The sequence below is a fragment of the Accumulibacter sp. genome, from assembly GCF_029255125.1.
In the GTDB taxonomy this organism is placed as follows: Bacteria; Pseudomonadota; Gammaproteobacteria; order Burkholderiales; family Rhodocyclaceae; genus Accumulibacter.
The window spans coordinates 1-11,242 of sequence record NZ_JAPUVR010000067.1 but is presented as its reverse complement, the minus strand read 5'-3'; the positions used below and the strand labels follow the sequence as shown (position 1 = coordinate 11,242).

Here is an 11,242-nt window from a genome sequence, read left to right as displayed (position 1 = left end):
GCCAGCCGTTGCGCCGCGGTCACCGCGAAAGCGAAAGCTTGACCAGCGCTCAGGCGGCGGCGCGCGCCGGTACTGCTTCGCGGATCGGCAGATTGCTCAAGCCGGCTGCCGTCGCGAGAACGATGTCGGCGTACCACATCCATGAGTAATCGCCGTAACGGGTGAGCGCCAGCCCGCCCAGATATGCGCCGAAGAATCCGCCGATCTGGTGCGAGAGCAGCGTGACGCCGAACAGTGTTCCGAGGTAACGCACGCCAAACAGCTTGCCGACGATCGCCGCCGTCGGTGGCACCGTCGCCAGCCAGGTGAAGCCGAGCCCGGCAGCGAAAATGTAGAAGGTCAGATCGGTTTTCGGCGCCAGCAGGTATATGGCCACCATCAGCGCGCGCGAGCTGTACATCCAGAACAGGACGTACTTGCTGCGGTAGCGGGCAACGCAGGCGCCGGCGTAGAGGCTGCCGGCGATGTTCGACAGGCCGATGATGCCCAGCGACCAACTGGCCACCGACGACGGCAGACCACAAAGGTCGACTTCGCCGGGCAGGTGGGTGACCAGAAAGGCAATGTGGAAGCCACAGGTGAAGAAGCCGAGGTTGAGCAGCTGGTAGCTGCGATCGGCGGTCGCCGTGCAGAGGCTGTGCCACAGCCCGTCGCCGTCCGGCGCGCGCGGGACAGCCGGGTCGACCGGGCGGGCGAGGACGCCGACCAGCGGCAGCGCGGCCAGCGTGATCGCCGCCAGCGACCACAAGGCGCCCATCCAGCCGATGAACTGGATCAGAGCCTGCAGCAGCGGCGCGAAAACGAACTGGCCAAAAGACCCGCCGGCGTTGATCACGCCGGACGCTCCGGCACGTGCTGCGAGCGGCAGGCGCTGACTGGAGGCGCTGAAGAGAACCGAGAAACTGCCGGCGCCCGAACCGATCGCCGAGAGCAGGCCGAGCGAGACGATCAGGCCCCAGGTGCTGCTCATCAGCGGCGTCAGCGCGCTGCCCAGAGCGAGCAGCAACAAGCCGGCGACGAGCACCCGACCCGGTCCCCAGCGGTCAGCCGCGGCACCGGCGAGCGGCTGCACGGCGCCCCAGGTGAACTGGCCGACGGCCATTGCCAGGCTGATCGAGGCGACGCCGAGCCCGGTTGCGGTGTTCAGCGGTGAGAGAAAGAGGCCGAGCGATTGCCTGGCGCCCATGGTAACCATCAGGATTCCCGCCGCCGCGAGCGCGATCGCCCATAGCCCGGGTTGGTTGAGCGAGCGGAACATCTGCACTGGCGGCACCCTTCTGCGAGTTTGCGGAAACGTCGGATTGTAGGTCAGTTTGCCAACCGCGCGACCGATTGCCAGGCACCGGGCGCACGACAGCGAGCAGCGCTCGCCGGGTGGTCCGCGGGCAAGGTTTTCTTGCCCGGGGCTGTCCCGACGTACCGAAGCGCAATACACTGGTCGCTGCTTGCCGGTCGGCGTGCGGCGAGCGCCCGCTGGTCCAGTCGCTCGCCGCCCTGCCCCAACCGGAGAGTTTTTCATGAGCAGTCATGCGTGGATTCTGCTCGGAGTGTTTCTTGCCGTGCTGCTGCCGACCGCCAAACCCTTGGGGATCCACATCGCCAACGTGATGGAAGGCCGCTGCCGCTTCGCTGGCCGCTTCGAAGCGGCGCTCTACCGCGTGTGCGGGATTCGCCCCGCAGAGGAAATGAGCTGGCTGCGTTACGCCAGCGCGCTGCTGCTCTTCAACCTGTTCGGCGTGCTCAGCGTGTATGCCGTGCAGAGGCTGCAGGCGGAGTTGCCGCTCAATCCGCTGGCTTTGCCCGATGTGCGCCCGGATACCGCTTTCAATACGGCCATCAGCTTCGCCACCAACACCAACTGGCAGGCTTACGGTGGCGAAAGCACGCTCAGCCATCTGAGCCAGATGCTCGCTCTGTGCGTGCAGAACTTCCTCTCGGCGGCCACCGGCATCGTCGTCGCGATCGCGCTGATCCGCGGCTTTGCCCGCCAACGCGCGACAACGCTCGGCAACGCCTGGGTCGATCTGACGCGGATCATTCTGTATGTGCTGCTGCCGCTGGCATTCGTCGAGGCGATCTTCCTGAACAGTCAGGGTGTGGTGCAGAATTTCGTCGGCCAGCACGAGGTGACGACGCTGCAAGGCAGCCGTTCTGGCCGGCCGCTCGACCTTGGCCAAACCGCCGAGGCGACGCCGAACACGCCGCCGGACGCCGCCGCCACTCCGGCGGCCGGCACGTCAGCTCAGCGACTGGCGATGGGTCCGCTGGCAACGCAGGAAGCAATCAAGCTGCTCGGCAGCAACGGCGGCGGCTTCATGCAGGCCAACTCGGCGCATCCCTACGCAAACCCGACGCCGCTGACCAATTTCGTGCAGATGTTGTCGATCTTCCTGATCCCGGCCGCGCTCTGTCTGACTTTCGGGCGCATGGTCGGCGACCTGCGTCAGGGCTGGACGCTGCTCGCGGCGATGGGACTGATCTTCGTCATCCTGGCGATCGCCGCGATGCACTTCGAAGCGCAGGCAAATCCGCTGCTCACGCGACTCGGCGTCGATCCGGTTGGCGGCAACATGGAGGGCAAGGAGCTGCGTTTCGGCATTGCCGATTCCGCGCTGTTCGCGACGATCAGCACGCTCGCCGCGTGTGGTGCGGTCAACGCGATGCACGACTCGTTCACGCCGCTCGGCGGAATGATCCTGCTGATCGACATGCAGCTTGGCGAAGTCGTTTTCGGCGGCGTCGGCAGCGGCCTCTACGGCATGCTGCTGTTCGCCATTCTGGCCGTCTTCGTCGCCGGCCTGATGATCGGCCGCACGCCGGAATACCTGGGCAAGAAGATCGAGGCGCGCGAAATGTGGTTGAGTTCGATTGCCGTCGTGCTCACTCCGCTGCTCGTCCTCGGCGGAACGGCGATTGCCGTGCTGCTCGCCGCCGGGCGCGCCGGGATTGGCAATCCGGGCGCGCATGGCTTCTCGGAGATCCTCTACGCCTTTACTTCAGCGGCCAACAACAACGGCAGCGCTTTCGCCGGCCTGTCCGCCAACACGCCGTTCTACAACCTGACACTCGCCGCCGTCATGCTGTTCGGCCGCTGCGGCGTGATCGGCCCGGTGCTCGCCATCGCCGGATCGCTCGCCGCCAAGCAGCGCCTCGCCGCCGGTGCCGGCACGCTGCCCACACAGGGGCCGCTGTTCGTCGCGCTGCTCAGCGCCACGGTGCTCCTCGTCGGCCTGCTCAACTACGTCCCGGCGCTTGCCCTCGGCCCGCTGGCCGAACACCTGCTGCTGCGGGCAGCCGAGTGAAGCAGGCAGGAGAAGCGAGTTGCCCCGCCAGACCTTCGCCCTCTTCGACCCGGTACTCGCCGTGCCGGCGATCGCCAGCGCCTTCAGGAAGCTGAATCCGGCGCGACAGTGGCGCAACCCGGTGATGCTGGTCGTCTACCTCGGCAGCCTCCTGACCACCGTCCTTGCCTGGCGCGCCTGGGGCGCAGAAAGCGAGCCGCCGGCCGGCTTCATCGTGGCCATCGCCATCTGGCTGTGGTTCACGGTGCTTTTCGCCAATTTCGCCGAAGCGCTCGCCGAGGGCCGCAGCAAGGCGCAGGCGGCCTCGTTGCGCGCGGTGCACAAGGAGACCTGGGCGAAGAAGCTGCACGAGGCGCGCCATGGTGGCGCGGTGAGCCGCGTACTGGCAAGCGATCTGCGCCAGGGCGATGTCGTCCTGGTCGAGGCGCAGGAGACGATTCCGGCCGATGGCGAGGTGATCGAGGGTATCGCCTCGGTCGACGAATCGGCGATCACCGGCGAATCGGCGCCGGTGATTCGCGAATCGGGCGGCGACTTCTCCGCCGTCACCGGCGGAACCCGCGTACTGTCCGACTGGATCGTCGTCCGGGTGAGCGTCGATCCCGGCGAAACCTTCGTCGACCGGATGATTGCCATGGTGGAAAGCGGCAAGCGGCAGAAGACGCCCAACGAAGTCGCCCTCAATATCCTGCTCGTCGCCTTGACCGTCGTTTTTCTCGGCGTCGTCGTGACGCTGCTCCCCTTCTCGCTGTTCAGCGTCGCCGCTGCCGGCAGCGGGACTCCGGTCAGCCTGACGGTACTCGTCGCGCTCCTCGTCTGCCTGATTCCGACGACGATTGCCGGCCTGCTCTCGGCCATCGGGGTCGCCGGCATGAGCCGCATGCTGCAGGCCAAGGTCATCGCCACGTCCGGACGCGCGGTGGAAGCCGCGGGCGATGTCGATGTCCTGCTGATGGACAAGACGGGGACGATCACGCTGGGCAACCGGCAGGCCGCCGCCTTCCTGGCCGCCGACGGGGTGCGCGAGGACGAACTCGCCGACGCCGCGCAACTCGCCTCGCTCGCCGACGAAACGCCCGAGGGCCGCAGCATCGTCGTCCTCGCCAAACAGCGCTTCCAGTTGCGTCGGCGCGACATGCAGGCGCTGGACGCGCGCTTGCTACGCTTTTCGGCGCATACCCGGATGAGCGGCGTCGACCTGGGCGATCGCCAGGTGCGCAAGGGTGCGGCCGACGCGATCCGCCAGCACGTCGACCGCCTGGGCGGCAACTTTCCGCAGTCGGTCGCCCGCCAGGTCGATGAGGTCGCGCGGCGCGGCAGCACGCCGCTGGTGGTTGCCGACGGCCGGCGCGTGCTCGGCGTCGTCGAACTGAAGGACATCATCAAGGGCGGCATCCGGGAGCGCTTCGCACAGTTGCGCAGGATGGGAATCAAGACGGTCATGGTGACCGGCGACAACCGGGTGACGGCGGCCGCGATCGCTGCCGAGGCAGGCGTCGACGACTTTCTCCCGGAAGCCACGCCGGAAGCCAAGCTGGCGCTGATTCGCCAGTATCAGGCCGAAGGCCACCTGGTCGCGATGACCGGCGACGGCGTCAACGACGCGCCGGCACTCGCCCAGGCCGATGTCGCCGTTGCCATGAACAGCGGCACGCAAGCGGCCAAGGAGGCGGGCAACATGGTCGATCTCGATTCCAATCCGACCAAGCTGATCGAGGTCGTCGAGACCGGCAAGCAGATGCTGATGACGCGCGGCGCGCTGACCACTTTCAGCCTGGCCAACGACATCGCCAAATACTTCGCCATCGTTCCCGCTGCGCTCGTCACCACCTACCCGCAGCTCGCTGCGCTCAACGTCATGCGTCTGAGCAGTCCGGCCTCGGCAATCCTGTCGGCGGTGATTTTCAATGCCGTGATCATCATCTGTCTGATTCCGCTCGCGCTGCAGGGCGTCGCTTACCGCCCGCTCGGCGCCGCGCAGATGTTGCGCCGCAACCTGGCGATCTACGGTCTGGGCGGCGTCGTCGTCCCGTTCATCGGCATCAAGCTGATCGACCTGGTGCTGACGCTGTGCGGACTGACTTGAGGAGAACGCAGGTGAGCAGTCTGCTGCGTCCGGCGATCAGCCTGTTCATCGGGCTCAGCGTGCTTACCGGCATCGCCTATCCGCTCGCGGTTGCCGGCATCGGGCGGCTGCTGTTTGCCGAAGAGACCGCCGGCAGCCTGCTCGTCGTTGACCGGAGGAGCGTGGGTTCGCGCCTGATCGGACAACACTTCACCGATCCGGCGTATTTCTGGGGCCGCCCTTCGGCCACACCAGCCCGGCCCTATGACGCCGCGGCCTCCGGCGGTTCCAATCTCGGCCCGCTCAATCCGGCGCTGAGCGAAGCGGTCAGGCAGCGCATCGCGGCCCTGCAGGCGGCCCATCCCGGCAAGCTGCAGCGCATCCCGGTCGATCTGGTGACCGCTTCGGCGAGCGGCCTCGACCCGCACATCAGCCCGCAGGCGGCGGCCTGTCAGGTGGAGCGCGTCGCCCGTCAGCGCCGCCTGCCGCCGGCCCAGGTCAGCGCGCTGGTCGCCGCGTACACCGAGGGCCGGCAATGGGGCGTTTTCGGCGAGCCGCGGGTCAATGTTCTGCTGCTCAACATCGCTCTCGACGCGCTGCCTTGAACGACCAGGCGTCCAGCCGATGCTGGCGCCCCCGGCGCAACACGCTGACGAGGGCTTGCCGAGGTCGTCAAAATGGCGCTACATACGCGTTGTCGACAAGCTGAACGGGGTTGAACCATGCTGATCAACTGTACTGCCTATCAGAACGGGGTTCGCCTGGCCGAGATCCCGGTCGCCGCGATCAGCGATTACCTCGCGCGGCCCGATTGCCTCGTCTGGGTTGCCTTGAGCGATGCAACGCCGCGAGAAATGGCGGCGATGCAGGAGGAGTTCGCGCTGCACGAACTGGCCGTCGAGGACGCGCATCACGGCCATCAACGGCCGAAGATCGAGGAGTACGGCGACTCGGTTTTCGCCGTGATGCATCTGCTCGGTGAGCAGCAAGGTGAGGTGGCCGTCGGCGAAATCAATGTCTTCGTCGGCCGCAACTACGTCCTCTCGGTGCGCAACCGTAGCACGCACGACTTTTCCGGCGTGCGCGAACGTTGCGAGCGCGAGCCGCACCTGCTTCGGCAGGGCTCGGGTTTCATCCTTTACGCCTTGATGGATGCTGTCGTCGACCAGTATTTCCCGATCATCGATCAACTCGAGTCCGGGCTGGAAGACATCGAGGAGCAGATCTTTGCCAAGGGCGCCGCACGCAGCAACGTCAAACGACTATACGAACTGAAGCGCCAGACACGCTTTCTGAAGCACGCCGTCGAGCCGATGATGGAGGCGACCGGCCGCCTCTGCGGTGGCCTGGCGCCGGAGATTTGCAGCCGCAGCCGGGACTACTTCCGCGACGTGTACGACCATCTGGCGCGGATCAACGCGGCCGTCGATACGATCCGGGAGACGATCGCCACCGCCATCCAGGTCAACCTGTCGATGGTGACGATCGAGGAAAGCGAGGTAAACAAGAAGCTCGCTGCCTGGGCCGGCATCTTCGCGATGGCGGCCGCGTTTGCCGGCATCTGGGGAATGAATTTCAAGGCGATGCCGGAACTGCAATGGGAGTACGGCTACCCGATGGCGCTGTCGGTGATCGCGGCAACCTGCCTCGTGCTCTATCTTCGCTTCCGCCGTGCCGGCTGGTTGTGACGCGCGATGACTGCCGACCAGCGCCCCGACCCGGATCGACTGCTTGACCGGGTACACGCCGAGGAAGCACGCGCCCGGCGGGGCAAACTGAAGATCTTCTTCGGCGCCTCGGCCGGCGTCGGCAAGACCTGCGCCATGCTCGGCGAAGCCCGCCAACAGGCGGCAAAAGGCGTCGATGTGGTGATCGGCAGCGTCGAAACACATGGCCGGGCGGAAACGCAGCGCATGGCCGACGGCCTGCCGGCGCTGCCCGCGCGCGAGCTCGTGCAGCGCCACCGCGTGCTCCGCGAGTTCGATCTGGACGGCGCGCTGAAACGCCGGCCGGAGCTGATTCTGATGGATGAACTGGCGCACTCGAACGTCGCCGGCTCGCGCCATGCGAAGCGCTGGCAGGATATCGACGAGCTGCTGGCGGCGGGGATCGATGTCTATTCGACGGTGAATGTTCAGCACCTGGAGAGTCTGAACGACGTGATCAGCGGGATTACCGGCATCCGGGTCTGGGAGACGGTCCCCGACAAGGTCTTCGATTCGGCCGACGAAGTGGTTCTCGTCGACCTGCCGCCGGACGAGTTGCTGCAGCGCCTGCAGGCCGGCAAGGTATATCTGCCCCATCAGGCAGAACGGGCGATCCGCAACTTCTTCCGCAAGGGCAACCTGATCGCGCTGCGCGAGCTGGCGCTGCGCCGTACGGCAGACCGGGTGGACGACGAAATGCTGCAGTACCGGCGCGAGCAAGCGGTTGCGCCGGTCTGGCAGACGCGCGACTCGCTGCTCGCCTGCGTCGGCACCGGTGGCGCGGGCGAACGCATCGTGCGCACCACCGCACGCATCGCCAGCCGCCTGGAAGCGCCCTGGCACGCCGTCTACGTCGAAACGCCGGCGTTGCAGCGCCTTTCCGACAGCGAGCGTCACCGCGTCCTCCGCCTGCTCAAGCTGGCCGAGGAACTGGGCGCGTCGACCGCCGTGCTGGCCGGCAGCGAGGCGGCCGCCGCGGTGGTCGACTATGCCCGTACACACAACCTGGCGAAGATCGTCGTCGGTCGCGATCGGGCTCGCCGCTGGCGCCCGCCGTATCGCTCGTTTGCCGAGCGCCTCGGGCAAGCAGCGCCGGAGGTGGACGTCATCCAGGTCGCCGGCGGCGCTGCCGCAGGCGCAGCGCAACGCGCTGCCGGCAATGCACGTCTGCGCCACCCGCGTACGTTCGACGAATGGCCGGCGTACGGCAAGGCCGCCGCCGCCTGCGCCGTGACCGGAATGGCGAGCGCCCTGCTGCTGCCGATCGCCAGCCTGCCCGGCAGCGCGCTCGTCCTGCTGCTCGGCGTCGTCCTGGTCGGCGCCCGCGCAGGACGCGGCCCCGCGCTCCTCGCCGCTGTCCTCGTCGTCGCTTTGCTTGCGCTGTTGGTTGGCGCACCGCACGCTGCTCCCGCCGGCGATCTACATTACCCGACGACGGCTGCCGTCATGCTCGTCGTCGGTCTGATCGCCGGCCAGTTGACGGCCGCTTCGCGCTATCAGGCGAAGGTGGCGAGACGCCGCGAGCGACGCATCAGTGCGCTGTATCAGATGTCACGCGACCTCTCGGCCGCACTGCTGCCAGAGGAGATCGCCCGTATCGGCACGCGCTTCGTCGTCGCCGAATTCGGCGCTCGGGCCGCCTTCCTGCTCACCGACGACAAGAACCGTCTGCAGCCTGCACTACCCGCGGCCAATGGTCTGCCAGCAATCGACATGGCGATCGCGCAATGGGCGCTCGACCACCAGGAGGCGGCCGGGCCGGGCAGCCATACACTGGTCGGCAGCCCGCTCCTCTACCTGCCGCTGAAGGCGCCAATGCGCGCACGTGGCGTGCTGGCGCTGGAAGTTCAGGACGCCGACCGCCTGCTCATCCCGGAACAGCAGCGCCTGCTCGACACCTTTGCCTCGCTGATCGCGATTGCCCTGGAGCGCGTGCATTATGTGGCCATCGCGCAAGAGACCACCGTGCAAATGGCATCCGAACGCCTGCGTAACTCGGTGCTGGCGGCGCTTTCGCACGACCTGCGCACCCCGCTTGGCGTCCTCGTCGGTCTGGCCGAAGCGATCTCGGGCAGCCCGCCGCCGCCAGCCGATAGGCAGGCCGAGATCGCGCGCGCGCTGAAGGAGGAGGCGCTGCGGGTCAGCAGCCAGGTCAACAACCTGCTCGAAATGGCCCGCCTGCAATCCGGCCCGGTGGAACTGAACCGGCAGTGGCTACCGCTCGACCAAGTGGTCGGCGGGGCTCTGCAAACCTTGCAGTGGGCCTTCCGCGAACACCGAATCAAGGTCTCGCTCGGCGAGAACCTGCCGCTGGTCAATATCGATCCGGTGCTGCTCGAACGTGTCGTCTACAACCTGCTGGAAAACACCGTGAAATTCACGCCAGCCGGGAGTTCGGTCGAAGTCGGTGCGCAGGTCGGCGAAACGAGCATCGCGATCTGGGTCGCGGACAACGGGCCGGGCCTGCCGAAAGGCCGCGAGGAGATCATTTTCAAGAAATTCGAACGCGGTCGGCCGGCCGATGCCAGCCAGGGCGTCGGCCTTGGACTGGCGATCTGCCGGGCCATCGTCGAAGCGCACGGCGGAGAAATCCGCGCCGAGAACCGCCCGAGCGGGGGCGCTCGTTTCATCTTCACCTTGCCCAGAGAAATTCCGCCGGCGCCGACCGAGTCTGAGCCGGAGCGCGCCCAGCCATTACCCTGAGCCGCTGCCTCTCCTTACCCAGGCGCTTCGAACAGCGCCAGAATCTCGCTGAAGCGATAGTTTTCGGCACGCGTCTTCAGGCCGACGGCAAGCTGCGGATCGAGGCTCTCAATCTCTTCGATCACCGCTTCGGTCCCGCGTACGTCGAGTTCGGTCGCCGCTGCGCGCAATGCCTGGCGCAAGGGTTCAGGCAGCGAGGCCAGCATCCCGGCGGCGAGTTCCGGAATCGCCTCCTGCCCATCGCTGGCCGCGGCATGGCGGTAGCGCAACCCAAGCAGGCGCCCCAGCGTCGCGAAGATGTCCTGCGCACGAACCGGCTTGGCGAGAATGGCGTCGCAGCCGCAAGCGAGAATGGCCGCCCGCTGATCCTTGAAGTCGCCGGCGGTCAAGGCGACGATCTTGACCGCCGCGCCGCCGGGCAGGGTCCGAATGCGCCCGGTTGCCGCGAAACCGTCGAGCACCGGCATGCACATGTCCATCAGGATCAGGTCGGGCCGCCACGACTGGAACTCGCCCACCGCCTGTTCGCCGTTCGCTGCTTCGCGCACGATGAAATCAGCCTGCATCAGCAGGCCGGTCACCAACAAGCGACTGTCTGAAGCGTCCTCGACAATCAATATGCGTGGTGCGAGCTGCCCATCGGCCAGCCCGATCACATCGCAAGCTTGTGCCGCAGGAGCCGCCACTGCGTCTGCCGACGAAAGTTCGAGTGGCAGCTCCACATGGAAAACGCTCCCCTGGCCAGGCGTGCTCGCCACCTCGATGCGCCCACCCATCATCCGGACGAAAGAGCGGCTGAGCGCCAGACCCAGGCCAGTACCCGCGCCATCGGCAGCCGCCTGGCCGCGGATGAAGGGCTGGAAGATGGTCTCCAGCGACTCGCTTGCAATTCCGCTGCCGGTATCTTCCACGTCGATATCCAGCCACGTCTGCTGCCCTTCACTGCGCGTCCGGGCGCGCAAGATGACACCCCCCTCGCCGGTAAACTTGACCGCATTCCCCAGCAGGTTGATCAGAATCTGACGCAGCTTGCCGGCGTCGGCGACGACGATACGAGCGATGTCCGGCGCAACGTCCGGGCTGAAGCTGATGCCGCGCGCCTCGGCACGGTGCCGTATCATCTGACCGACGTCCTCGAGCAGCGCAGTGAGATCGAACGGCTCGCTCAGCACTTCCGTCTTGCCCGCCTCGACCTTCGACAGGTTGAGGATATCTTCGATCATCGCCAAGAGATGCGCGCCGCTGCGGTTGATGATGCCCAGCTTCTGCCGGTGATCCTCGGTCGCGTTGCGCTCGCGCGCCAGCATCTCGGAAAAGCCGAGAATAGCATTGAGCGGCGTGCGCAGTTCGTGCGACATGCTGGCGAGAAACATGCTCTTGGCCTGATTGGCGGCTTCCGCGGCGTCGCGGGAGCGCCGCAGTTCGGCTTCCGAGGCCTTCAAATCCGCTTCTTGCGAGCGTAACTC

Annotated in this window: 7 protein-coding genes; 5 read left to right on the top strand and 2 right to left on the bottom strand. The window is 66.7% G+C overall.

The window, feature by feature from the left end; all coding sequences use genetic code 11:
- Positions 1 to 49: 49 nt before the first annotated feature.
- Positions 50 to 1,258: an MFS transporter gene (locus Q1L59_RS03320; RefSeq protein ID WP_300327994.1), complete on the bottom strand. Its 1,209-nt coding sequence runs from the start codon at positions 1,256 to 1,258 to the stop codon at positions 50 to 52.
- Between the two features lie 259 nt (positions 1,259 to 1,517).
- Between Q1L59_RS03320 and kdpA the strand changes: the two genes are divergently transcribed.
- The 5 genes from kdpA (at position 1,518) to Q1L59_RS03295 (ending at position 9,776) form a co-directional block, all read left to right on the top strand.
- Positions 1,518 to 3,302 (top strand): potassium-transporting ATPase subunit KdpA, encoded by a 1,785-nt coding sequence (gene kdpA, locus Q1L59_RS03315; RefSeq protein WP_300327991.1) that lies wholly within the window; start codon positions 1,518 to 1,520, stop codon positions 3,300 to 3,302.
- A gap of 19 nt (positions 3,303 to 3,321) precedes the next feature.
- Complete coding sequence (kdpB, locus tag Q1L59_RS03310; RefSeq protein ID WP_300327989.1) at positions 3,322 to 5,388, top strand: potassium-transporting ATPase subunit KdpB; 2,067 nt, start codon at positions 3,322 to 3,324, stop codon at positions 5,386 to 5,388.
- An 11-nt stretch (positions 5,389 to 5,399) separates the two neighbouring features.
- The gene (gene kdpC / locus Q1L59_RS03305; RefSeq protein ID WP_300327986.1) at positions 5,400 to 5,972 is read left to right on the top strand and encodes a potassium-transporting ATPase subunit KdpC; all 573 of its coding nucleotides are present in this window, start codon (positions 5,400 to 5,402) and stop codon (positions 5,970 to 5,972) included.
- Between the two features lie 117 nt (positions 5,973 to 6,089).
- The gene (gene corA, locus Q1L59_RS03300) at positions 6,090 to 7,055 is read left to right on the top strand and encodes a magnesium/cobalt transporter CorA (RefSeq protein ID WP_300327984.1); all 966 of its coding nucleotides are present in this window, start codon (positions 6,090 to 6,092) and stop codon (positions 7,053 to 7,055) included.
- Positions 7,056 to 7,061: 6 nt separating this feature from the next.
- Complete coding sequence (locus tag Q1L59_RS03295) at positions 7,062 to 9,776, top strand: ATP-binding protein (RefSeq protein WP_300327981.1); 2,715 nt, start codon at positions 7,062 to 7,064, stop codon at positions 9,774 to 9,776.
- Positions 9,777 to 9,790: 14 nt separating this feature from the next.
- Here Q1L59_RS03295 and Q1L59_RS03290 read toward each other — a convergent pair.
- On the bottom strand, positions 9,791 to 11,242 hold a 1,452-nt coding region (locus Q1L59_RS03290), incomplete at its 5' end, for an ATP-binding protein (RefSeq protein WP_300327978.1).

Excerpts from the sequence above, each read along its gene's own strand:
- Q1L59_RS03320 (WP_300327994.1), bottom strand. The coding sequence starts at position 1,258 with ATGTTCCGCTCGCTCAACCAACCCGGGCTATGGGCGATCGCGCTCGCG.
- kdpA (WP_300327991.1), top strand. The coding sequence starts at position 1,518 with ATGAGCAGTCATGCGTGGATTCTGCTCGGAGTGTTTCTTGCCGTGCTG.
- corA (WP_300327984.1), top strand. The coding sequence starts at position 6,090 with ATGCTGATCAACTGTACTGCCTATCAGAACGGGGTTCGCCTGGCCGAG.
- Q1L59_RS03295 (WP_300327981.1), top strand. The coding sequence starts at position 7,062 with ATGACTGCCGACCAGCGCCCCGACCCGGATCGACTGCTTGACCGGGTA.